This window comes from Mycobacterium sp. NPDC050551 (assembly GCF_040674075.1).
Classification (GTDB): domain Bacteria; phylum Actinomycetota; class Actinomycetes; order Mycobacteriales; family Mycobacteriaceae; genus Mycobacterium.
This window is the reverse complement of sequence record NZ_JBFARC010000005.1, coordinates 214,018-236,162: the sequence shown is the minus strand read 5'-3', so window position 1 is coordinate 236,162 and position 22,145 is coordinate 214,018. Positions and strand designations below refer to the sequence as shown.

Here is a 22,145-nt window from a genome sequence, read left to right as displayed (position 1 = left end):
GGTCAGGCGACGTCGGCGCCGCGGGCGACCTGCGGCCGGGGCGCCCGCATCCGGCGCAACTGGGAGGCGCGGCTGGCCGCGTAGAAGCCGAGCTTCCAGCCGGTCTCGGTGTTGTCCGGGAACTTCTCGTCGGCGAGCCGGTTGACCTTGCGGCCGAGCAGCAGGCCGTCGATCACCATGACCAGCACCAGTCCCATCATCACGTAGGAGACGACCTGCTGGACCGCGGGCGCGGGCACCGAGAGCATGACGAAGATGAGCGCGAGCGCCGCGGGCATGAACAGCCCCAGCACGTTGCGGCGGGCGTCGACGACGTCGCGCACGTAGCGGCGCACCGGCCCCTTGTCGCGGGGCAGCAGGTAGGCGTCCTCGCCGGCCATCATCCGCTCGCGCCGCTCGCTCATGTTGGAGCGCCGCTCCACCTTCTCGATCTTGCGCTCTTCGCGGCTCAGCTTCGGGCCGCGCATCTCCTTGCGACGTTTGCGCGCCTCGGCCGTGGTCAGCGGGGCGGGAGCGACCGGACCTCGGCGCCGGCCGGCATCGCGCTTCGGCGTCGGCCTGCCCTTGGGTGCGGTGGTCTTGGGCTGCGTGTCCCCGGGACCGCCGCCGGCGGGCGCCGCTCCGGTGTCCTCGGAGACCGCAGCGGTGACGTCGGTGTCTTTCTTCCGGCCGAGCAGCTTCACGCCTGCCAGGGTACTTCGTGCCGATCGTGGTCCGACGACCTGGGGATAAGTCGGGAATAGCGGCGGAACAAGGTACCGTTGACAGTGTGGACCTCCGTCAGACGGGGCACACCACCACAGACCACGCTCAGGGATGCAAAGGGAGAGCAATGACTGTTCAGGACGAGTCGGCGACCGCCACCGCAACCCACGGTGCGGTACTGACCGACGCCGCGGCCGCCAAGGCGAAGGCGCTGCTCGACCAGGAGGGCCGTGACGATCTGGCGCTGCGCATCGCGGTTCAGCCGGGTGGCTGCGCGGGCCTGCGTTACAACCTGTTCTTCGACGACCGGACCCTCGACGGCGATCTGACCACCGACTTCGGCGGCGTGTCGCTGACGGTGGACCGGATGAGCGCCCCGTACATCCAGGGCGCCACCATCGACTTCGTCGACACCATCGAGAAGCAGGGCTTCACGATCGACAACCCGAACGCCACGGGTTCGTGCGCGTGCGGTGACTCCTTCAACTGACCGGCTCCGACCGGGATCAGTACTGCCCGCCACTGCGTAACAGGTAGGAGCAGACGAACACGTCGTCGCCGCGTTCGAGCACCTGTGCGACGGCCTGTTCGTCCTCCTGTTGCGATCCTCCGCGCCGCGGCCCGCCCGCAGGCGTCACCCGCATGGTGAACAACACCTGTGCCTGGTAATTCGACAGCGGCACGATGGTGTCGATCGAACTCACCTCGGCGCGGTCGAACTGCTTGCGGAACGCGTCACCGGCCAGGCCTGCGAGCGCCAGGTCGCTGCGGCGCTGCTTGATCCCGTCGAACAGCCCGCACAGGGTGTGGCGCGCGACCGTCTCGTCGTCGCCATCGGCGAGCGCATCGAGATAATCCTGGATGGCGGCCTGCGCGGCCGCCGACGTCAGCGCGCCCTGCTCGCCATCGTCACCACCCCGGGTGGCCAGTACGACACCCGCGACCACCGCGACCACGACCAACAGCCCTGCCGCCGCGGCGAGCACCGCCCGCCACGGGCGTCGCCGCTTCGGGTACTGCACCGGCGGTGGCAGCATGCCCGGGTAGGCCGACGGCACGTTCTCCGGATACGGCACCGCGGGCGCCTCCTGCGGCGGCAGCGGCTGATACGGGTGCTGGTGCTGCGGCGGCGGACCCTGGGGGTGCTGGGGGAAGGATTCCGGGTACTGGTGGGGACCAGCCATGAAAAAAGACGCTCCGGGGGTGTGGAATGGGCTTGCCTGTCTACAGTGACCGGGCGGGCACCTGGTACGCAGGTTAGCGCACGTCGGTGCCTGCCAGCCGAGCCGAGCGGCTCGCTAGACTTAGATAGCCAAGTTAACGAATGAAGGGTGACGCTTCGTGACCATTGCGGTGACCGGATCGATCGCAACCGACCATCTGATGCGCTTTCCGGGGAAGTTCGCCGAGCAACTGCTCGCCGAACACCTGCAGAAGGTGTCGCTGAGCTTCCTGGTCGACGACCTGGTCATCCACCGCGGTGGCGTCGCAGGCAACATGGCGTACGCGATGGGCCTGCTGGGCGGGTCACCGACACTGGTCGGCGCCGTGGGCAAGGACTTCGACGACTACCGCAACTGGCTCACCGCGCACGGCGTGAACTGTGACAGCGTGCTGGTCTCCGAGACCGCGTACACCGCGCGCTTCGTCTGCACCACCGACGAGGACATGGCGCAGCTGGCGTCGTTCTATCCGGGCGCCATGTCGGAGTCGAGCAACATCAAGCTCGCCGACGTCGTCTCCCGGGTCGGCACACCGGAACTGGTGATCATCGGCGCCAACGATCCCGCGGCGATGTTCCAGCTCACCGAGGAGTGCCGCACGCTGGGCCTTGCGTTCGCCGCGGATCCCAGCCAGCAGCTCGCCCGGCTGTCGGGCGACGAGATCCGCGCGCTGATCGACGGCGCGACCTACCTGTTCACCAACGACTACGAATGGGACCTGCTGCTGCAGAAGTCCGGCTGGTCGGAAGCGGAGGTGATGCAGCAGATCCAGCTGCGGATCACCACGCTGGGGGAGAAGGGCGTCGACATCGTCGGCCGCGACGGCACCTTCATCCACGTCGACGTGGTGCCCGAGACGCACCGCGACGACCCGACCGGCATCGGGGACGCCTTCCGCGCCGGCTTCCTCACCGGACGCGCCGCCGGGCTGAGCCTCGAGCGGTCGGCGCAGTTGGCGTCGCTGGTGGCCACCCTGGTGCTGGAGGCGCCGGGACCGCAGGAGTGGACGTGGGCCAAGGACGCCGGGATGGCGCGCCTCGCCGACGCCTACGGGGCCGAAGCGGGCGCGGAGATCGCCGAGGCGCTCGGCGGCTAGAGCTGCACCGGGTAGTGCGGTTCGCTGATCCGCGGGGTGACGCTGTGCTCGACGAAGATCGCGTGCCACAGCATGAAGATCAGCACCGTCCACAGCCGCCGGCTGTGATCGGTTGTGCCGAGCCGGTGTTCGTCGAGCATCGACCGGACCGCCGCGAGGTCGACGAGCTCGTCCGCCTGTGACGAGGCGACCGTCGCATACGCCCAGTCGAGCAGTTCGCCGGCGCGCAACCAGTGCCGGATCGGCACCGGGAACCCCAGCTTCGGCCGGTTCAGCACGTGCGGCGGGATCACCGACTCCAGCGCGCGGCGCAGCGCGAACTTCGTGGTGGCCCTGGTGATCTTCTGCTCGAACGGCAGCCTGGCGGCCACGGCGAACACCTCGGGGTCGAGGAACGGCACACGCAGCTCGAGCGAATTGGCCATGGTCATCTTGTCGGCCTTGACGAGGATGTCGCCGCGCAACCAGGTGAACAGGTCGATGTGCTGCATGCGGGCCACCGGATCCCAGCCGGCCGACGAGGCGTAGATCGGGGCGGTCACGTCGGTGTGGGTCCAATCGGGGCGGAAACCCGGAAGCACGGCGCGAAGCTGTGCGTCGGAGAAGCTGCGGGCGTTGCCGTAGTAGCGCTCCTCGAGGGTGAGTGAGCCGCGGTGCAGCAGACTCTTGCCGCGCATCCCCTCCGGCAGCGGCCGCGACGCCCGGCCCAGCGACCGCCGGACGGGACGCGGCAGGTAGTTGAAAGGCTTGAGCGACAAGGGTTCACGGTAGATCGTGTAACCACCGAACAACTCGTCGGCACCCTCGCCGGACAGCACCACCTTGACGTGTTTGCGCGCCTCGCGCGCGATGAAGAACAGTGGCACCAGCGCCGGATCGGCCACCGGTTCGTCGAGGTACCAGACGATCTCGGGCAGTGCCGCGACGAATTCCGCCTGGCTGACCACCTTGGTGACGTGCCGGGCGCCGATCGCCTCGGCCGATGCGACCGCGACGTCGACCTCGGAGAACCCCTCGCGCTCGAACCCCGTGGTGAAAGTGATCAGCCGCGGGTTGTGCCGCATCGCCAGCGCCGCGATCGCGGTGGAGTCGATACCGCCCGACAGGAACGCCCCGACGGTCACGTCGGCGCGCATGTGCTTGGCCACCGAGTCCTCGAGCACCGCGGTGATCTCGTCGTAGCGGGCCTGCTCACCACCCGGCCCGGAACCGGAGGTGAACGGCACGGCGTCGAACCGCGGGGTGAAGTAACGCGCCACCTCGGGTGTGCCGCCCGGCCGAAGGCGTAGATGACTGCCCGACTCCAGGCGGCGCACACCCCGGTGCAGCGTCTCGGGCTCGGGCACGTACTGCAGCACGGTGTAGTGCTGGACGGCCCGTTCGTCGATCGACATGTCCAGACCCAGCGGCTCGGCCAGCTCGGTCAGGCACTTCTTCTCGCTGGCGACAGCGGTGCCGCCGGGGCCGGTCGCGACGAACAGCGGCTTGATGCCGAACGGATCCCGCGCGCAGAACAACTCCCGCTCGACGGTGTCCCACAGCGCGAAGGCGAACATGCCGCGCAACCGGGACAGCGCCGCCGCGCCCCAGTGGTGGTAGGCGGCGATGATCGCCTCGCCGTCCCCGTCGGTGTGGAACTCCGCGCCGTGCTCGGCATGCAGTGCCTCGCGCAGTTCCAGGTAGTTGTAGATCTCGCCGTTGAACACCAGCACGTAGCGGTCCGGCGAGTCGGCGGGGCCCCAGCGCAGCGGCTGGTGGCTGTGCGCGATGTCGATGATCGACAGCCGGTTGAAGCCCAGCACCACATCGCGGTCCGACCAGGTTCCCGGCTCGTCCGGGCCGCGGTGCCGCATGAGGTGCGATGCCCCCGACACCGCCTCGACCAGTGCGGGGGAGACCTCTTCAGAGGGGTCACACAGCAGCGCCAGCAGTCCGCACACCGCGCCAGTATGCGTCATTCCCGAGTCGCTTCGCCTCCCCCGGTGGGCGTGGTCTACGCTGCGTAGTATTCGCCTGGCTTCATCGACTCATAGGAGGCGCCGACGTGACACCTCGCAGGCCGAAGGTGGTGGCACGGACAGCGGCTTTGGCACTGATCCTGGGTGCGACATCGCTGATGCTGACCGGCTGCAGCTGGTCTGAGGTGCTCGGTCTGGGCTGGCCCAAGGGCATCACTCCCGAGGCCCATCTGAACCGCGAACTGTGGATCGGTTCGGTGATCGCCTCGCTGGTCGTCGGCGTCATCGTCTGGGCCCTGATCTTCTGGGCCAGCGCCTTCCACCGCAAGAAGGCCACCGACACCGAACTGCCCCGCCAGTTCGGCTACAACATGCCGCTGGAACTGGTGCTGACCGTGGTGCCGTTCCTCATCATCTCGGTGCTGTTCTACTTCACCGTGGTCGTCCAGGAGCGGATGTTGCACGAGGAACCGAATCCCGAGGTCGTCATCGACGTCACCGCCTTCCAGTGGAACTGGAAGTTCGGCTACCAGAAGATCGCCTTCACCGACGGCTCCTTCACCTACGACGGCGCGGATCCGGAGCGCAAAGAGGCCATGGCCTCGGCGCCCGGCAGTGCCGAGGCCGTCGGCGAGGAGGGCTCCGAGGGTGCCGAGCACGGCCCCGAGCAGGGCGCGATTGCAGGTAAGAACCCCGAGGACCGGACGTACCTCAACTACGACAAGATCGAGACGCTGGGCACCACCGAGGAGATCCCGATCCTGGTGCTGCCCAAGGGCAAGCGCATCGAGTTCCAGATCGCTTCGGCCGACGTCATCCACGGCTTCTGGGTGCCGGAGTTCCTGTTCAAGCGTGACGTTATGCCGAACCCGGAGGCCAACAACTCGGACAAGACGTTCCAGATCAGCGAGATCCTGCAGACGGGCGAGTTCGTGGGCCGCTGCACCGAGATGTGCGGCACCTATCACTCGATGATGAACTTCGAGGTGCGGGTCGTCGAGCCCAACGACTTCAAGGCCTACCTGCAGCAGCGGGGCGCCGGCCGGACGAACGCCGAGGCGCTCATCGCGATCAACCAGGCGCCCACCGCGGTCACCACCAAGCCGTTCGACACCCGGCGCGGGCAGATGGCGCCCCAGGCGAGCAGGTAGGACGAACCATGCATATCGAAGCCAGGCTGTTCGAGTTCCTCACCGCGTTCTTCGCGCTGTCCGCGGTGGTGTACGGCGTGCTGACCGCCATGTTCGCCAACGGCGGCGTCGAGTGGGCCGGTACCACCGCGCTGGTGCTGACCACCGGCCTGACGCTGATCACCGGCACCTTCTTCCGGTTCGTGGCGCGCCGTCTCGACACCCGTCCCGAGGACTACGAGGACGCCGAGATCAGCGACGGTGCCGGCGAGCTCGGGTTCTACGCTCCGCACAGCTGGTGGCCGATCCTGATCGCACTGTCGTTCTCGACGGCCGCCGTGGGCACCGCGCTGTGGCTGCCCTGGCTGCTGGTCGCCGGCGTGGTCTTCGTGCTGGTGTCCGCGGCCGGACTCGTCTTCGAATACCACTGGGGTCCCGAGAAGCACTGACGGGCCGCAGGTGCGGATCCACTGCGCAGGATCAAGGTCACAATCCAGGCGTCACTTGATCCCCGACCCGCGTCGCGCCATCCGTCCTCTCCGCAGGGTTGCGTTAGTGTTGCCGAGGCGAACACAGCCGAGTGAGGCAGGACGAGGCTGCGCCGGTGATGCAGTCGAGAAGGATAGGCGTAGATGAGCGGGCCGAATCCCCCAGGGCCGGACTCTCCGGGATCGGAAGAACCGGAGCAGGAGCGCGGCAGGCACTCCGCACCCGAGGAGAACACCGAAGAGGTCGCCCAAGCCGACCCCGGCATCGATTCCGCGGCCGACGTCCCGATCCCGACCGGTCAGACGGAGGCCTACTCGCAGGCGTACTCCGCGCCCGAGTCCGAGCAGTTCACCAGCGGCCCCTACGTGCCCGCCGACGCCGCGCTCTACGACTACGACAGCTACGACCCCGTCGTCGATCAGGCCGTCGCGACGTCGCCGCCGCGCTGGCCGTGGGTGGTTGGCGTCACCGCGATCATCGCTGCTGTCGCGCTCGTGGTGTCGGTGTCCGTACTGGTCACCAGCGACGATCCCGACGACCTCGCCTCACCGGACACCAGCACCACCACGTCCGGGCCTGCCGTGCAGGACGAGATCACCACGACGACGCCGCCGCCGCCTCCGCCGCCGAGCAGCACCCCGCCTCCGCCTCCGCCGCCGGAGACCATCACCGTCACCGAGCCGCCGCCTCCTCCGCCGCCCGCGAGCGAGGCGCCGCCGCCCCCGCCGCCACCACCGGCCTCCAGCGAGGCGCCGCCGCCCCCGCCCACCACGACGACGCCCGCGGGCCCGCGTCAGGTCACCTACTCGGTCACCGGGACCAAGGCTCCGGGCGACATCATCTCGATCACCTACATCGACGCCGCTGGGCGCAGCCGCACGCTGCGCAACGTCTACATCCCGTGGTCGTTCACCGTGACGCCGATTTCCCAGTCCGAGGTGGGCTCGGTTCAGGCGTCGAGCCTGCTGCTGCTCAGCAGACTCAACTGCTCGATCACGACGAGCGACGGTCAGGTGCTGTCGTCGAACTCCGGTAATTCACCCCAGACGAGCTGCTGATGACATACGCCGACATCGACCCGCGCCGCGACGACGGGTCCACCGACAACCTGGACCGCATCCTGCTCGCCGCGTGCGCGGTGATCTGGCTGATCGCCCTCGGCGCCACGGTGGCCGCCATCGTCGCTCTGGTCGATCTCGGTCGCACACAGCAGGACTCCGGAGACGGGTCCGGCACCCCGTGGTTGCTCTACACGGTGATCGTGATGTCCGCGCTCGTGATCATCGGCGCGATCCCGCTGCTGCTGCGGGCCCGCCGCACCGCACTCGAGGGCCCGGCGCCGGCACCGGTGCGACCCCGCCGCGTCGAGGACAGCCGGACCGCGCCCGCCGTCCCGCCCCGCGGGATCGAGACGCCCACCGGCAAGCTGCGGATGTTCGGCCCACCGCCGGACCCCAGCGTCCGTACGCCCGGCTACGTGTCCGCTGTGGCGCCCCACCGGCTCGAGCCGGGGTTCCCCGCCGCCGCCGTCGACCAGGTGTACCTGCGCTTCGCGCTGACGGTCGCGTGTGCGTTGGGCGTGGCGACCGCCGCGATCGGCGCCGCCACCTACCTGATGGCCTCTGACAGCGACACGTTGGCGTGGGTGAGCTACGGCATCGCCGCGGTTGTCACCCTCGCGTCGCCGGTGATCCCGGTGTACTACCTGCGTGAACTGCGCGGGCTGGTGAACACCCGCTGATTGCGGGTCTTCACTGACAGCACTGGGCCACCGACAGCACTGAGCCCGGCCGCCTCGACATCCGGCGACCGGGCTCAGTGCTTGTCAGGACACGTCAGTGGTGACCGTTGGTGTGCCCGTTGGACGAACCGTTGGAGTGACCGTTCGAATGACCATTGGTGTGGCCGTTGGTCGATCCGTTGCGGTCCTGGTGCTCCTTGAGCGCTGTGATCGCCTTGCGCTCGGAAGCATGGGCTGCCTCGGTGATCGCCTCGTTCTCGACCGTCGGGTCCGCACGCAGGAAGCTGCCGCTGCCCGGCGAACCGGCCAGACCCAGCTTGTTCATCCGCTTGGGCAGGGCCGCACCCTGGTACTCCAGCGCGAGAGGATGGCCGTGATCGTCGACCGGCCCCAGCGGCTGGTGCAGCTCGATGTAGGCACCGTGCGGCAGGCGCTTGATGATGCCCGTCTCGATGCCGTGCTCGAGCACCTCGCGGTCACTGCGCTGCAGTGCGATCGCCCACCGGTAGGTGATGTAGTAGACGATCGCCGGCAGGATCACCAGGCCGATACGGGCGATCCACGTCGTCGCGTTGAGCGAGATGTGGAACTTCAGCGCGATGATGTCGTTCATGCAGGCGAAGGTCAGCAGAATGTAGATCGAGATGGCCATCGCGCCCAGCGCGGTGCGCACCGGGGCGTCCCGCGGCCGCTGCAGCAGGTTGTGGTGGGCGGTGTCACCGGAGAACTTCTTCTCCAGGAATGGATAGACCGACAGCAGGCCGAACACCGCACCCATCAGGACGGCGACCCAGACACCTTGCGGGATCGTGTAATTGCCGATGTAGAACTCCCACGCCGGCCAGATACGGATCAGCCCGTCGGTCCACATCATGTAGAAGTCCGGCTGGCTGCCCGCCGACACCTGGGACGGTTTGTACGGTCCCAATTGCCAGATCGGGTTGATCTGCAGCAGCCCACCCATCAGGCCCAGGATGCCGACGGTGACGGCGAAGAACGCGCCGGACTTCACCGCGAAGACCGGCATGACCCGAACACCGACCACGTTGGTCTCGGTGCGACCGGGGCCGGGGAACTGGGTGTGCTTCTGGAACCAGACCAGCGCCAGGTGCACGCCGATCAGCGCCAGGATGATCCCGGGGATCAGCAGGATGTGCAGCGCATACAGGCGGGGGATGAGGATGTCGCCGGGGAAGTCGCCGCCGAAGAGCGCCCAGTGCATCCAGGTGCCGACCACCGGGATGCCCATCGTGATGCCCGACAGCGCGGCGCGGATGCCGGTGCCCGACAGCAGGTCGTCGGGCAGCGAGTAACCGAAGAAGCCCTCGAACATGGCCAGGATCAGCAGCAGGCTGCCGATCACCCAGTTCGCCTCGCGGGGCCGGCGGAACGCGCCGGTGAAGAAGATGCGGGCGAGGTGGACCATGATCGACGCGGCGAACAGCAGCGCCGCCCAGTGGTGAACCTGACGGACGAACAGCCCGCCGCGGATCTCGAACGTGATGTCCAGGGCGGTCTCGTACGCCCGCGACATCCCCACACCGCGCAGTGGCTGGTAGACGCCGTCATAGGTGACGTGTGCCATTGACGGGTCGAAGAACAGCGTCAGCCACACCCCGGTCAGCAACAGGACGAGGAAGCTGTACAGCGCGATCTCGCCGAGCAGGAACGACCAGTGGGTGGGGAAGACCTTGTTGAGCTGTCGCCGCACCGCCGCGGACGGGTGGTAACGCGAGTCGATCGCATCACCCTGCGCCGCGAGTTTGGAACTCATGACTTTGTCCTCCGTTCCCAGAAGGCCGGCCCGACTGGCTCGATGAAGTCGCCGTTGGCGACGAGGTAGCCGTCCTGGTCAATGGTGATGGGCAGCTGCGCCAACGCACGCGCGGCGGGGCCGAAGATCGGCTTCGCGAAGTGCAGGGCGTCGAACTGCGACTGGTGGCACGGGCACAGGATCCGGTTCGTCTGCTGCTCGTAGAGCGACGCCGGGCAACCCAGGTGCGAGCACACCTTGGTGTAGGCGAAGAACTCACCGAAGTTGAAGCTCTCCTGGTTCTTTCGCTTGACCACCTTGGCCATGTCACCGGGCCGCAGACGGATCAGCATCACCGGGTTGCGCACGCCCATCGAGATCTCGACGAGGTGGTGCTCGGACTCGACCGTGGTGCCGTCACCGTCGGACTCGCGCCACGGGTAGACGGTCTCCATGCCGCCGGCGTCGAGGTCCTCGGGCCGCATCTTGACGAACGGGGAGGAGCCGACCTCACCGGTCGCCCGCGCCAGGAAGATCGTTTCGCCACGGAAACGAGGCGTCCACCCGGATGTCCACAGCACGGCCTTCATGCCCTCGGCGGTGGGGACCACCGGCTTCCACGGGTTCTTGATCAGGCCGCCGAGGAACGCCACCAGCGTGCCGAGCCCGAAGGCGCCCATGCCGACGCCCAGCGACATCACGATCAGCTTGCGGCGCTTGATCGTCGAGCCCTCGAGCGCGTCGGTCAGGTTGGCCGCTGCGGTCTTGCGCTGGATCTCCGCGGAGCGCCCGTCGTGGCGTTCCTGGACCGAGATCTCCTCGGGGATGAACTTCTTCTGGAACAGCACCGCGCCGACGCCGATGGCCAGCACGGACAGGCCGAACGTGACGCCGTAGAGCGGCGTGGCCAACGAGTACATGAACTCACCCGCCGACCCGTAGGGCTGGTACTCCCACGGCCAGAAGAGGAAGACCACCAGCAGCGCGAGGCCTGAGAAACCGCCGAGCAGAAGCCAGTTCGCGACGGTGCGCTCGGCCCGCTTCTCGGCCCGGGTGCCCGGCACCGGCCAGCGCGGCTCCTTGTAGATGGTCTCGACGCCGTCGATGCGACCACCCAGCTCGACGAGTTCCTCGCGGGTCATCTCGGCGAGTTCGGCGTCGGTGGGCTGGCCGGGCACGCCCGCGTGGCCCGGGGCGTCGGTGCCCTTGGGGGTGTCTTCCGGGTCGCCGTCGCGGCGGGGGTCGCCGTCGGCTCCGCGCTCGGTCATGCCCGTGCTCCGATCCAGAGGGCCGCAGCGATGACGGCCACCATGCCGATGATCCAGGCCGCCATGCCCTCCGGCGCGGGGCCGAAGCCGCCGAGGCCGTAGCCGCCCGGGTTCGGCGTCTCGGCCGACTCCCGGACGTAGGCGACGATGTCGCGCTTCTCCTCGGGCGAGAGCTGGCGGTCGGAGAACTTGGGCATGTTCTGCGGGCCGGTCAGCATCGCCGAGTAGATCTGCGACTCGGTGGCGTCGCCCAGGTCGGGGGCGTACTTGCCCGACGACAGTGCGCCGCCCTTGCCGGTGAAGTTGTGGCACGACGCGCAGTTGAGGCGGAACAGGTCGCCACCACGGGCGACGTCGTCGCCGATCAGGGACTGCGAGGCGATCTGGCCGTTCTCGTCACGGGGCACGACGGGGCCGCCGCCGGTCGCCTGCACGTAGGCGCCCAGCGCGTCGATCTGCTGCTCGTCGAAGTTGGGCGGCTTGTCGGGGGCCTGGGCCTCGCCGCGCATCGCCGGCATGCGGCCGGTGGAGACCTGGAAGTACACCGCCGCCTCGCCGGTGCCGATCAGGCTGGGTCCGCGGTCGGCCACGCCCTGCAGGTTGGCGCCGTGGCAGCTCACGCACGAGGTCTCGAAGAGCTGCTTACCGGTGCGCAGCAGCGCCGACTGCGACTCGTCGGCGACCGCCACCTGCGGCGTCGGAGTCAGCGTTGCGGCGACGCCACCCGCGACGCCGAGTCCGGTCAGCAGCAGCAGTGCTGCCGACAGACGCCGTCGCAACCGGCGGCGGGACTTGGTGGTCATCGAACCCCTTCTCATCGGCGCAGGACGCGAGTTCTCGCTCATCGGACGAAGTAGATGACGGCGAACAGGGCGATCCACACGATGTCGACGAAGTGCCAGTAGTAGGACACGACGATCGCCGCGGTGGCCTGCGCCGGGGTGAACTTGCTCATCGTGGTGCGGGCGAGCAGGAAGATGAAGGCGACCAGCCCGCCGATGACGTGCAGCCCGTGGAAGCCGGTGGCCAGGTAGAACACCGTGCCGTAGGCGCTGCCCGGGATGGTGGTGCCCTCGTGGACCAGGTGCAGGTATTCGTAGCCCTGGCCGAGGACGAAGAACAGGCCCATCGCGAAGGTCAGCAGGTACCACCGCCGCAGCCCGAACACGTCGCCGCGCTCGGCGGCGAAGACGCCCATCTGGCAGGTGAACGACGAGGCGATCAGGACCAGCGTCACGGGCACCGCGAGCATCAGGTTCAGCTCGGTGGGCTCCGGCGGCCAGTCGCCACCCGCCTGCGCGCGCGCAGTGAAGTACATCGCGAACAGGCCAGCAAAGAACATGAGTTCGCTGGACAGCCAGACGATGGTGCCGACACTGACCATGTTCGGCCGATTCAGCGAATGCACGCGGGACGTGATGGCGGTTCCCGAGGTGCCTACAGCGCTCGTCACACATGAAGTATGACGCTTTGTAGTTGTTGAACTCCACCCGGGTCGAGCAATTCGTCATAATCTCGGGGTGGTCACTCCCGAGCCGTCTTCGCGTCCGCCGTCCCCCGATTCCGCAGGCGCGCCCACCTGGCCGCAGGTCCTGGGCCGCTTGACCACTGGTCAGGCCCTCCCGTCGGGCCACGCCGCCTGGGCGATGGACCAGATCATGACGGGAGCGGCCACTCCGGCACAGATCGCCGGCTTCGGCGTGTCGATGAAGATGAAGCGTCCCACATCGGCCGAAGTGACCGAACTGGCGGACACGATGCTCAAGCACGCGCGTCGCGTGCCCACCGACGAGATCGGCACCGACAGCGTCGATGTGGTGGGCACCGGGGGAGACGGGTCCAACACCGTCAACCTGTCCACCATGGCCGCGATCGTGGTGGCCGCCAGCGGGGTCCCGGTGATCAAGCACGGCAACCGGGCGGCGTCGTCGCTGTCGGGTGGGGCGGACACGCTGGAGGCGCTCGGGGTGCGCATCGACCTCGGCCCCGACGACGTCGCGCGCAGCGTCGCCGAGGTCGGCATCGGCTTCGCCTTCGCGCCGCAGTTCCATCCGTCTTACCGGCACGCCTCCGTGGTGCGCCGCGAGATCGGCGTCCCGACGGTGTTCAATCTGCTTGGCCCACTGACGAATCCGGCCGGTCCGCGGGCCGGTCTGATCGGCTGTGCGTGGGCCGACCTCGCCGAGGTGATGGCAGGGGTGTTCGCCACCCGGCGCTCCAGCGTGCTGGTGGTGCACGGCGACGACGGCCTCGACGAGCTGACCACGACGACCACCAGCACCATCTGGCGGGTGCAGGCAGGCATGGTCGAACGGCTGACCTTCGACCCGATGGCGTTCGGCTTCAAACGTGCGGAGCTCTCCGAGCTGGTCGGCGGGGATGCCGAGGCGAACGCCGCGTCGGTGCGGTCGGTGCTGGCCGGCGCCACCGGTCCGGTGCGCGACGCCGTGGTGCTCAACGCCGCAGGCGCGATGGTGGCCCATGCCGGCCTAGCCAGCGACGCCAAGTGGGTGCCCGCCTGGGAGACGGGGCTGGCGCGCGCCTGTGAGGCCATCGACTCCGGGGCGGCCGAACAGCTGCTCGCGCGTTGGGTGCGGTTCACTCAGCAGCTCTGAGCCGTCGAGGGCCTGCTCGGCGGCGATCCGCGCCGACCGTGCCGACGCGGCCCAGGCCGCCCATCGCCCCGCCGACCCCGCCGCCGACGCCCACCCCGGATCGCAGCGCACGATGCGCACGCCTGGCTGCGCCAGCCAGCGGGTGATCAGAGCGGTCTCCTCGACCAGTGCGCCGCCCAGCGGGGCCTCGGCGGGCAGCACCACCTGAGCGGCTGCCCCCAGCGCCTCCACGACGGGCATGGGCGGCACTCCGGGTGCCGCGCAGCCCGCTGCGGCGAGCCTGCCGTGCCGGACCACGGCGAGATGCCAGCCCCCACTGCCGTCGGCGCGGGCGGCGACGAGTTCGGACTGCGCGGCCAGCGCGTGCAGCCGCTGCCCCCGCCACAGCACCTCGATCGCCGCCGCGGCGTGGTCGCGGAGCCGGGCGGCGATCTCGTAGCGACCCGCGGCGGCCAGCCCGCTGAGATGGGCCAGCATCGCCGCCAGCGGCGTGCTGTCGCGACCGGCGATCACGTCGGCGGCGCGGCGGGGGGTGGCGGCGTAGTCGGCCGCCGAGAGGTCGCGCGGCGCCGGGCAGGGGGACAGTTCCCGCTCCGGGCACGACGGACCGTGCAGCGCGGAGCGGGCCAACCGGGCGGTGCAGGTGCGCACACCGGTGAACCGCGACAGCAGATCCGCGGTCTCGGCGGCGTCGGCGCGGGACCGGAAAGGTCCTACGGCGCAATCGGTCCGGGGTGATCGCACCACCGAGAACCGCGGGAACGCCTCGTCGGTGAGCACCAGCCACCACCACCGGTGCGGGAACTTCGACCGCCGGTTGTAGGGCGGCGCGTGCGCGGCGAGCAACCGCAGCTCGCGGACCCCGGCCTCGAGTTCGTGGGCGCACTCGACGTGGTCGACGGCGGTGGCCAGCGACGCCATCTCCTTCATCCGGGTGCGCGGATCGGCCCCGTTGAAGTACTGGCCGACGCGGCGGCGCAGGTCCACCGCGGTGCCCACGTAGAGCACCTCGCCGCCCGGCCCGCGGAACAGGTACACGCCCGGCCGGTGCGGCAGTGGGGCGGCCAGCGCGCGGTTGCGCCGCTGCGCGGGTGTGACGTCGGGCAGGTACGCCTTCAGGTCGGCGTAGGTGTGGATGCCCTGATTGCCGACGCGCTCGATCAGCGCGTGCAGGACGTCGACGGTGGCGCGTGCGTCGTCGAGTGCGCGGTGGGTGGGGGTGGTGGCGGCGCCGAACAGCCGGGCCAGGGCGGACAGCTTGACGCTCGGCGCCTCGTCGCGGGTCAGCACCCGGCGCGCCAGCTTCACCGTGCACAACACCGGCGGCCGCGGCCAGGCCAGGCCACAGCGTTCGGCGGCCGCCCGCAGGAACCCGGTGTCGAAGCCGGCGTTGTGAGCGACGAGCACCGCCCCGCGGGCGAACTCGAGGAAGGCGGGCAGCACGGAGTCGATGCGGGGCGCCGCGTACACCATCGCCGAGGTGATGCCGGTCAGCGCGACGATCTGGGGCGGTATCGCGCGGCCGGGGTCGACCAGGGTGGCCAGCTCGCCGAGCACCACGCCGCCGCGCACCTTGACCGCGCCGATCTCGGTGATCATGTCGCAGTTGTCGCCCGCGGCCCGGCCGCCCGTGGTCTCCAGGTCGACCACCACGAACGTGGTCTCCCGCAGCGTCAGGTCAGCCTGCGGATCGACGTCGGCGAAGCTGAGCTGCCCCATGGCCGTCAAGGTAGGCACTCGCACCGACAACCGGCGGTTGCCACGCGCAGGCCCGGGGAGCTCGTCGGGGCTTGTCGGTGGGCGTCGATACCGTGCCGACAACACCCCAGAGAGGAGGGCCCACGATGGGACAACCCTTGGTTCCCGACGGCCCCTTGGTTCCCGACAGATCCGCGTCCGACAGATCCGCCGACCGATCCGAGCCGGACGGCACGGTGGTGATCGACTGCGACGACTGCGCGGTGCGCGGACCCGGATGCCAGGACTGTGTCGTGAGTGTGCTGCTCGGGGTGCCCGACACGTTGCTGATGGACGAACGCCGCGCCCTGGAAGTGCTGGCCGACGCGGGACTCGCGCCGCGACTGCGCCTGGTTCCGATTCACCGGCAAACAGATTCCGGCGTTGCCTGACGACACGCATCCCCAGCGGGCGCCGAAAAATTCCCATGACAGCTGTTAAATTTGCGTCTTCTGTTGGACAAGCCCGATGCCGTTTCGTAACCTATCTGAGACCTGAGAGCAGTTCGAGGCGGCTCGTTACGCCAGTTTAAGGACGCAAAAATCTTGAGGCTCACCCGCGCGCACTGGAGAAACCGTGCTGTCACACGACTTCTTGCCGGTGCAACCATCGGTGTGACACTGTTCGCCGCCGCGCTGACCTCGAGTGTGCAGGCCGACCCTGCCTCTGACGCACTGGCAAAGCTCACCGAGCTGTCCAGGCAGGCCGAACAGACCACCGAGGCGATGCACGCCGCGCAGCTGGATCTCAAGGACAAGCTGGCTGCTCAGCAGACGGCCGAGGCGAAGCACACCGCCGACGTCGCCGCCACGGACGCCGCCGAGAAGCAGCTGGCTAACTTTCAGGGCGCCGTCAACCACGTTGCTGCAGCGCAGTACATGGGTGGCCGCACCGACGGTATGAGCGCCATCCTCACGGCGAACTCGCCGCAGCAGTTCATCGACCAGCTCTCGGTGCAGCGCGTGGTGGCCACCGAGATGTCGGCCCAGATGAAGAACTTCAAGGCCATCAGCGAGCAGGCCGCCACCGCCCAACAGGCGTCGGCGGAGTCCGCCGCAGCGGCCAAGACCGCCGCCGAACAGGCCGCCGCAGTGCGCGCTGACCTGCAGAACAAGCAAAGTCAGCTGCAGGTCCAGATCGCAATCGTCAAATCGCAGTACGAGGCGCTGACCCCCGGGCAACGCGAAGCGCTCGCCGCCGCACCGCCCGCGCCCGTGCCGCCGCCTCCGGCTGCGCTGCCGCCGAACGACCCCGCCGTGGTTGCCGCCCCTCCCGGCGCCATCCCGCCCGGCGACCTCGCCCCGCCTGCGGGCGGCCAGGGCGCCGTCGCGGTGCAGGCGGCGCTGAGCCGGATCGGCTCGCCCTACTCGTGGGGCGGTTCCGGCCCGAGCGCGTTCGACTGCTCAGGCCTGGTCATGTGGTCCTTCCAGCAGGCAGGCATCTCGCTGCCGCACTCCAGCCAGGCGCTGGCCCGCGGCGGTCAGGCCGTGTCGATGGATCAGATGCAGCCCGGCGACCTGGTGACGTACTACTCGGACGCCTCGCACGTCGGCATCTACATCGGCGGCGGACAGATGGTGCACGCCTCCACCTACGGCACACCGGTGCGCGTCGCCCCGGTGGACAACGCGCCGATCTACAACGTCCGCCGGTACTGAGGCCGGGCGTCGTAACCGGCCCGGTCAGGGCTCCCGTGTCCGCGAAACGCCTGCTGCTCTCCGTGCTGCTGGCCGAACTGATGTGCGCGCTGCTGCTCCTCGACCGGTCCGCGACGCCGACCGCGCCGCAGACCGCCGCGCCCGCGCCCGCCGCCCCCGCATCCGTGCCGGCCGCGACAAGCCTTGCGCTGACCGGCGGTCGTACCGCCACGCTGATCGCCGTCGGCAGTGACCGCAGTGCCGCCCTGACCCGCCGCATCGCCGATGAACTCGGGCCTGCGGCCGACGCGGTGACGGCGTTCTGGGGTCCGGACTGGCGACGCGACATCGTGGTGGCCGTCGCGAGCTCCGACGCGCAGTTCGCCGCGCTCGCCGCACCGACCCCCGGCGCCCCCACCACCGACATCGCCGCCGTCACCACCGCCGACCGGATCCTGTTCGCGCCCGGTGCGGCCGCGATGACCACCCCGGCGCTGCGGATCGTGCTGCGTCACGAGCTGTTCCACTACGCGGCGCGGGCCGACACCGCTGCCGACGCGCCGCGCTGGCTCACCGAGGGAGTCGCCGACTACGTGGCGCGCCCCGCCCCGGCGCCTCCGCCCGGCGCCGGCATGCCCGCGCGACTGCCCACCGACGCCGACCTGGACACCGCAGGAACGGTGCGGTCGCTGGCCTACGACCGGGCATGGCTGTTCAGCCGCTACGTCGCCGACAGTCACGGCACGGCGGCGTTGCGCGCGCTGTACCTGCGTGCCTGCGGCCCCGGACATCCCGACGTCGCGACAGCGGTGCGCGACACCCTCGGGCTGGACCTGCCCGAGGTGGAGGCCGGCTGGCGGGCGTGGCAAGGGCAATGACCCGAGTCCTGCTGGTCACCAACGATTTCCCGCCCCGCAGCGGCGGGATCCAGGCATACCTCGAGGCACTGGTGGGTCAACTGGTGGCGTCCGGTTCACACGCGCTGACGGTGTACGCGCCGACGTGGTCGGGATCTGCGGACTACGACCGCGCGGCCGGGTACGAGGTGGTCCGGCATCCCACCACGCTGATGCTGCCCGAGCCGACGGTGGCCGCCAGGATGGCTGCGCTGATCCGGCGCCACGACATCGAGACGGTATGGTTCGGCGCCGCGGCGCCGCTGGCGTTGCTCGCACCGCTGGCGCGGCGGGCAGGCGCGGACCGCGTACTGGCCAGCACCCACGGTCACGAGGTGGGCTGGTCCATGCTGCCGCTGGCCCGAACGGCGTTGCGCCGCATCGGGGACGGCACCGACGTGGTGACCTACGTCAGCCGGTACACCAGGGGACGGTTCGCCTCGGCGTTCGGGCCCGCGGCCGCGCTCGAGCACCTCCCGCCGGGCGTGGACACCGACCGGTTCGCACCCGATTCGGCCGCTCGTGCCGAACTCCGGACCCGCTACGGGTTGGGTGACCGGCCCGTGGTGGTCTGTCTGTCGCGGCTGGTACCCCGCAAGGGCCAGGACATGCTGATCCGGGCGCTGCCCGAGGTGCGGCGGCGCGTTCCGGGAGCGGCGCTGGTGGTCGTCGGTGGCGGCCCGCACCGGGAGGCCCTCGAGCAGTTGGCCGTCCGGCATGGAGTCGCCGACCACGTCGTGTTCACCGGCGGTGTGCCCGCCGCCGAACTGCCGGCCCACCATGCGATGGCCGACGTCTTCGCGATGCCGTGCCGCACCCGCGGTGCGGGCCTCGACGTGGAAGGGCTGGGAATCGTCTACCTGGAGGCCTCGGCGACCGGCGTCCCCGTGGTCGCCGGGCGGTCCGGCGGCGCCCCGGAGACGGTGCGGGACGGCCAGACCGGAACGGTGGTCGACGGCCGCGACGTGCCCGCGATCGCCACCGCGGTCAGCGACCTGCTGGCCGACCCGGTCCGGGCCGCCGCGATGGGAGCTGCGGGCCGCGCCTGGGTGGTCGACCAGTGGCAGTGGCACACCCAGGGCCGACGGCTGGCCGGACTGCTCTAACCGGACCCGTACAGCGCCTCGATGTCGGTGGCGAACTTCTCCGCCACCACCTTGCGCTTGACCTTGAGCGTCGGGGTCAGCTCGCCGGTGTCCTCGGTGAAGTCGACGGACAAGATGCGGAACTTGCGGATCGCCTCCGCCTTGGACACCGCCTGGTTGGCCTCTTTCACCGCGAGGTCGATCTCGGCGACGAGGTCCGGGTCTTCGGTGAGATCGCCGACGGAGGCGCCGCTGTCCTTGCCGTTGCGGCCCTTCCAGCCGTCGAAGGCCTCCTGGTCGATGGTGATCAGCGCACCGACGAACGGCTTGGCGTCCCCGACCGCCATCGCCTGACTGATCAGCGGATGCGCGCGAAGCTGGTCCTCGAGTACCGCAGGCGCGACGTTCTTGCCGCCCGCGGTGACGATGATCTCCTTCTTGCGCCCGACGATCGTCAGGAATCCGTCCTCGTCGATGGCGCCGAGATCACCGGTGTGGAACCAGCCGTCGGAGAAGACCTTGTCGGTCTCCTCCTGATTGTTCCAGTAGCCGCTGAACACGACGCCGCCCTTGACCAGCAGCTCGTCATCGTCGCCCAGGCGCATGCTGTTGCCGGGCAACAACTTCCCGACCGAGCCGATCTTGATGTCGCCGACCCGGTTGACGGTGATCGCCGCACTGGTCTCGGTGAGGCCGTAACCCTCGTAGATGGTCAGGCCGACGCCACGGTAGAAGTGGCCGAGCCGGGCGCCGAGGGGGGCACCGCCGGAGATCGCGGCGCGGCAGTCCCCGCCGAGGGCGGCCCGCAGCTTGCCGTAGACCAGCCGGTCGAACACCGCATGCTTGGCGCGCAACACCAGCCCCGGCCCGCCCTTGTCGGCGGCCTTGCTCCACTCGATCGCCGTGTCGGCCGCGATGTCGAAGATCCGGCCCTTGCCGTCGCTGCGGGCGTTCTGCTCCGCGGTGTTGTACACCTTCTCGAACACCCGCGGCACCGACACCACCAGCGTCGGCTTGAACACGCCGAACAGCGGCACCAGGTTCTTGATGTCGCTGGTGAAGCCGAGTGTCACCTTGCTCGTGAACGCGGCGATCGTGATCGCCCGTGCCAGCACGTGGGCCAGCGGCAGGAACACCAGCATGCGTTCGCCCTTGGCGAGCTGATCGGGGAAACATGCTCTGGCACCGCGGATCTCGTAGAGCAGGTTGGCGTGGGTCAGCTGGCAGCCCTTGGGCCGGCCGGTGGTGCCCGAGGTGTAGATCAGCGTGGCCGGGTCGGCAGAGGAGATCGCCGCGAGCCGGTCGGAGAGTTCCTTGGCGTCCACCGACGCGGCGGCCTCCGCCAGCGCGGGCAGCGCGGGTTCGGCGCCCTCGATGCGCAGCACCGTGCGCAGATCGGACAGCTCGCCGGCGAACTGGTCGATCTTGTCCGCGTGCGCGTCGGTCTCGGCGAACACCGCCACGGCGCCGGAATCCGACAGCACGTGCCGCACCTGCTCGGCCGAGGAGGTCTCGTAGATCGGCACTGTGACCGCGCCGGCGGCCAGGATGGCCAGGTCGATGATCGTCCACTCGTACCGGGTCGCCGAGAGCAGTGCCACCCGGTCGCCGGGCTTGATCCCCTTGGCGATCAGACCCAGGGCGGTGGAACGGATCTGGTCGGCGGCCGCAGCGCAGGTGACGTCCTCCCACGTGCCGTCGACGAGGCGGCTGAAGATGACGTGGTCCGGATCGTCGCGCTCGTGGGCGAACGCGACGCCGACGACGCTGTCGTGTTCGTCGACGGTGAAATCGGCGGGAACGCTGAACTCGCGCACGGTGCTGGCCTCCCGGCTCTCGGCTTGCTGATGTGCCGCCTCAGCCTAGTCGGCCGACCCGACCCGGCGAAGGAGCATATGTGAAGCTTGGAGGCGATGAACAGCATCCAGATCGCGGACGAGACGTTCGTGGCTGCCGACCCGGCCGACGTGGGCCGCGCCGTCGCCGACCCGGCGGCGTGGCGGCGCTGGTGGCCGGATCTGCGGCTCACCGTCGTCGAGGACCGCGGCCCGCAGGGCCATCGCTGGACCGTGACGGGCGCTCTGACCGGGACCATGGAGGTGTGGCTGGAGCCCGCGCTGGACGGGGCCATCCTGCACTACTTCGTGCACGCCGAACCGGCGGGAGTCGCGGCGTGGCAACTGGCCCGGATGAATCTGGCCAAGCTCAATCATCAACGCCGCGTGGCCGGTAAGAAGATGGCGTTCGAGGTCAAACAGACGCTCGAGGCGTCCCGGCCGGTGGGGCTGCCCCGGCTGACGTCATAGTCCTCGTCCCGGCCGTGCGGTTGGCGCGGGGTGGTCGGGGTAGATTTCGTGCCGAGGAGGGGTGCAGGTGGCGGACAGAACGGCACAGACGATCTACATCGATGCCGATCCGACGACGGTGATGGACGTGATCGCCGACATCGGCTCGTATCCGGACTGGGTTGCCGAGTACAAGGAGGCCGAGGTCCTCGAGGCCGACGCGAAGGGCAATCCGAAGACCGCCCGGCTGGTGCTCGACGCGGCCGTGCTCAAGGACACCATGGTGCTGGCCTACGAATGGCCCGCCGACCGCAAGTCGGTGACATGGACGCTGGTGTCCAGTTCGTTGCTCAAGGCGCTGCAGGGCGCATACCGGTTGACGCCCAAGGGTTCCGGCACCGACGTCACCTATGAACTGTCGGTCGACCTGGTGATCCCGATGATCGGTCTGCTCAAGCGCAAGGCCGAACGCAGGCTCACCGACACCGCGTTGAAGGACCTCAAGAAACGAGTCGAGGCTGACTGAC

Annotated in this window: 21 protein-coding genes and 1 pseudogene; 13 read left to right on the top strand and 9 right to left on the bottom strand. The window is 69.5% G+C overall.

Features of this window, described 5'->3' with window-relative positions:
- Positions 1-2 precede the first annotated feature (2 nt).
- Entirely contained in the window at positions 3-683 is a 681-nt protein-coding gene (locus tag AB0K11_RS21005) for a DUF3043 domain-containing protein (RefSeq protein WP_364981193.1), read from the bottom strand.
- A 149-nt stretch (positions 684-832) separates the two neighbouring features.
- On the opposite strand from AB0K11_RS21005, the gene AB0K11_RS21000 reads away from it, so the two are divergent.
- Positions 833-1,195: an iron-sulfur cluster assembly accessory protein gene (locus tag AB0K11_RS21000; RefSeq protein ID WP_364981190.1), complete on the top strand. Its 363-nt coding sequence runs from the start codon at positions 833-835 to the stop codon at positions 1,193-1,195.
- Between the two features lie 16 nt (positions 1,196-1,211).
- Here the strand turns inward: AB0K11_RS21000 and AB0K11_RS20995 are convergent, their stop codons facing one another.
- Positions 1,212-1,889: a hypothetical protein gene (locus AB0K11_RS20995; protein WP_364981187.1), complete on the bottom strand. Its 678-nt coding sequence runs from the start codon at positions 1,887-1,889 to the stop codon at positions 1,212-1,214.
- Between the two features lie 157 nt (positions 1,890-2,046).
- Between AB0K11_RS20995 and AB0K11_RS20990 the strand changes: the two genes are divergently transcribed.
- Positions 2,047-3,024: a carbohydrate kinase family protein gene (locus tag AB0K11_RS20990; protein ID WP_364981184.1), complete on the top strand. Its 978-nt coding sequence runs from the start codon at positions 2,047-2,049 to the stop codon at positions 3,022-3,024.
- Here AB0K11_RS20990 and asnB read toward each other — a convergent pair.
- The gene (gene asnB / locus AB0K11_RS20985) at positions 3,021-4,964 is read right to left on the bottom strand and encodes an asparagine synthase (glutamine-hydrolyzing) (protein ID WP_364981868.1); all 1,944 of its coding nucleotides are present in this window, start codon (positions 4,962-4,964) and stop codon (positions 3,021-3,023) included. The two genes, AB0K11_RS20990 and asnB, sit on opposite strands and share 4 nt — an antisense overlap.
- 176 nt (positions 4,965-5,140) lie before the next feature.
- Here asnB and AB0K11_RS20980 point away from each other — a divergent pair, with 176 nt between their 5' ends.
- The 4 genes from AB0K11_RS20980 (at position 5,141) to AB0K11_RS20965 (ending at position 8,342) form a co-directional block, all read left to right on the top strand.
- Positions 5,141-6,133 (top strand): cytochrome c oxidase subunit II, encoded by a 993-nt coding sequence (locus AB0K11_RS20980; RefSeq protein ID WP_364981866.1) that lies wholly within the window; start codon positions 5,141-5,143, stop codon positions 6,131-6,133.
- An 8-nt stretch (positions 6,134-6,141) separates the two neighbouring features.
- Positions 6,142-6,561: a cytochrome c oxidase subunit 4 gene (locus AB0K11_RS20975; protein WP_302916718.1), complete on the top strand. Its 420-nt coding sequence runs from the start codon at positions 6,142-6,144 to the stop codon at positions 6,559-6,561.
- 183 nt (positions 6,562-6,744) lie between these two features.
- Positions 6,745-7,659 (top strand): MmpS family transport accessory protein, encoded by a 915-nt coding sequence (locus tag AB0K11_RS20970; RefSeq protein WP_364981180.1) that lies wholly within the window; start codon positions 6,745-6,747, stop codon positions 7,657-7,659.
- On the top strand, positions 7,659-8,342 hold the full coding sequence (locus AB0K11_RS20965) for a DUF2561 family protein (RefSeq protein WP_364981177.1): 684 nt from the start codon (positions 7,659-7,661) through the stop codon (positions 8,340-8,342). The genes AB0K11_RS20970 and AB0K11_RS20965 overlap by 1 nt, the downstream gene beginning before the upstream one ends.
- A gap of 94 nt (positions 8,343-8,436) precedes the next feature.
- On the opposite strand, the gene AB0K11_RS20960 is transcribed toward AB0K11_RS20965, so the two are convergent.
- From AB0K11_RS20960 to AB0K11_RS20945, 4 genes are read right to left on the bottom strand one after another with little or no spacing between them, the layout of a single operon-like run.
- Complete coding sequence (locus AB0K11_RS20960) at positions 8,437-10,116, bottom strand: cytochrome bc complex cytochrome b subunit (protein WP_364981174.1); 1,680 nt, start codon at positions 10,114-10,116, stop codon at positions 8,437-8,439.
- The gene (locus tag AB0K11_RS20955) at positions 10,113-11,363 is read right to left on the bottom strand and encodes a ubiquinol-cytochrome c reductase iron-sulfur subunit (protein WP_364981171.1); all 1,251 of its coding nucleotides are present in this window, start codon (positions 11,361-11,363) and stop codon (positions 10,113-10,115) included. Before AB0K11_RS20955 ends, AB0K11_RS20960 begins: the two co-directional genes overlap by 4 nt.
- Positions 11,360-12,181, bottom strand: coding sequence for a cytochrome c (locus tag AB0K11_RS20950; RefSeq protein ID WP_364981863.1), 822 nt, complete (start codon positions 12,179-12,181; stop codon positions 11,360-11,362). The genes AB0K11_RS20955 and AB0K11_RS20950 overlap by 4 nt, the downstream gene beginning before the upstream one ends.
- Before the next feature lie 23 nt (positions 12,182-12,204).
- Positions 12,205-12,816, bottom strand: coding sequence for a heme-copper oxidase subunit III (locus AB0K11_RS20945; protein WP_364981168.1), 612 nt, complete (start codon positions 12,814-12,816; stop codon positions 12,205-12,207).
- 67 nt (positions 12,817-12,883) lie between these two features.
- Here AB0K11_RS20945 and trpD point away from each other — a divergent pair, with 67 nt between their 5' ends.
- Complete coding sequence (gene trpD / locus AB0K11_RS20940; protein WP_364981165.1) at positions 12,884-13,978, top strand: anthranilate phosphoribosyltransferase; 1,095 nt, start codon at positions 12,884-12,886, stop codon at positions 13,976-13,978.
- Here trpD and AB0K11_RS20935 read toward each other — a convergent pair.
- Positions 13,916-15,697: pseudogene (locus AB0K11_RS20935) on the bottom strand (DEDD exonuclease domain-containing protein); the annotation flags it as partial. The gene trpD and the pseudogene AB0K11_RS20935 overlap by 63 nt on opposite strands.
- A 155-nt stretch (positions 15,698-15,852) precedes the next feature.
- Between AB0K11_RS20935 and AB0K11_RS20930 the strand changes: the two are divergent.
- The 4 genes from AB0K11_RS20930 (at position 15,853) to AB0K11_RS20915 (ending at position 19,354) form a co-directional block, all read left to right on the top strand.
- Entirely contained in the window at positions 15,853-16,107 is a 255-nt protein-coding gene (locus tag AB0K11_RS20930; RefSeq protein WP_364981860.1) for a hypothetical protein, read from the top strand.
- A gap of 153 nt (positions 16,108-16,260) precedes the next feature.
- Positions 16,261-17,373: a peptidoglycan hydrolase RipC gene (gene ripC, locus AB0K11_RS20925; RefSeq protein ID WP_364981162.1), complete on the top strand. Its 1,113-nt coding sequence runs from the start codon at positions 16,261-16,263 to the stop codon at positions 17,371-17,373.
- Between the two features lie 80 nt (positions 17,374-17,453).
- The gene (locus tag AB0K11_RS20920) at positions 17,454-18,230 is read left to right on the top strand and encodes a peptidase (RefSeq protein ID WP_364981857.1); all 777 of its coding nucleotides are present in this window, start codon (positions 17,454-17,456) and stop codon (positions 18,228-18,230) included.
- Positions 18,227-19,354, top strand: coding sequence for a glycosyltransferase family 4 protein (locus AB0K11_RS20915; RefSeq protein ID WP_364981159.1), 1,128 nt, complete (start codon positions 18,227-18,229; stop codon positions 19,352-19,354). Before AB0K11_RS20920 ends, AB0K11_RS20915 begins: the two co-directional genes overlap by 4 nt.
- On the opposite strand, the gene AB0K11_RS20910 is transcribed toward AB0K11_RS20915, so the two are convergent.
- The gene (locus AB0K11_RS20910) at positions 19,351-21,150 is read right to left on the bottom strand and encodes a long-chain fatty acid--CoA ligase (protein WP_364981156.1); all 1,800 of its coding nucleotides are present in this window, start codon (positions 21,148-21,150) and stop codon (positions 19,351-19,353) included. The two genes, AB0K11_RS20915 and AB0K11_RS20910, sit on opposite strands and share 4 nt — an antisense overlap.
- Before the next feature lie 96 nt (positions 21,151-21,246).
- Between AB0K11_RS20910 and AB0K11_RS20905 the strand changes: the two genes are divergently transcribed.
- Both AB0K11_RS20905 and AB0K11_RS20900 read left to right on the top strand, forming a co-directional pair.
- The gene (locus AB0K11_RS20905; RefSeq protein ID WP_364981153.1) at positions 21,247-21,639 is read left to right on the top strand and encodes a polyketide cyclase / dehydrase and lipid transport; all 393 of its coding nucleotides are present in this window, start codon (positions 21,247-21,249) and stop codon (positions 21,637-21,639) included.
- A 67-nt stretch (positions 21,640-21,706) separates the two neighbouring features.
- Complete coding sequence (locus tag AB0K11_RS20900) at positions 21,707-22,144, top strand: SRPBCC family protein (protein ID WP_364981150.1); 438 nt, start codon at positions 21,707-21,709, stop codon at positions 22,142-22,144.
- The last annotated feature ends 1 nt before the right edge of the window (position 22,145 follow it).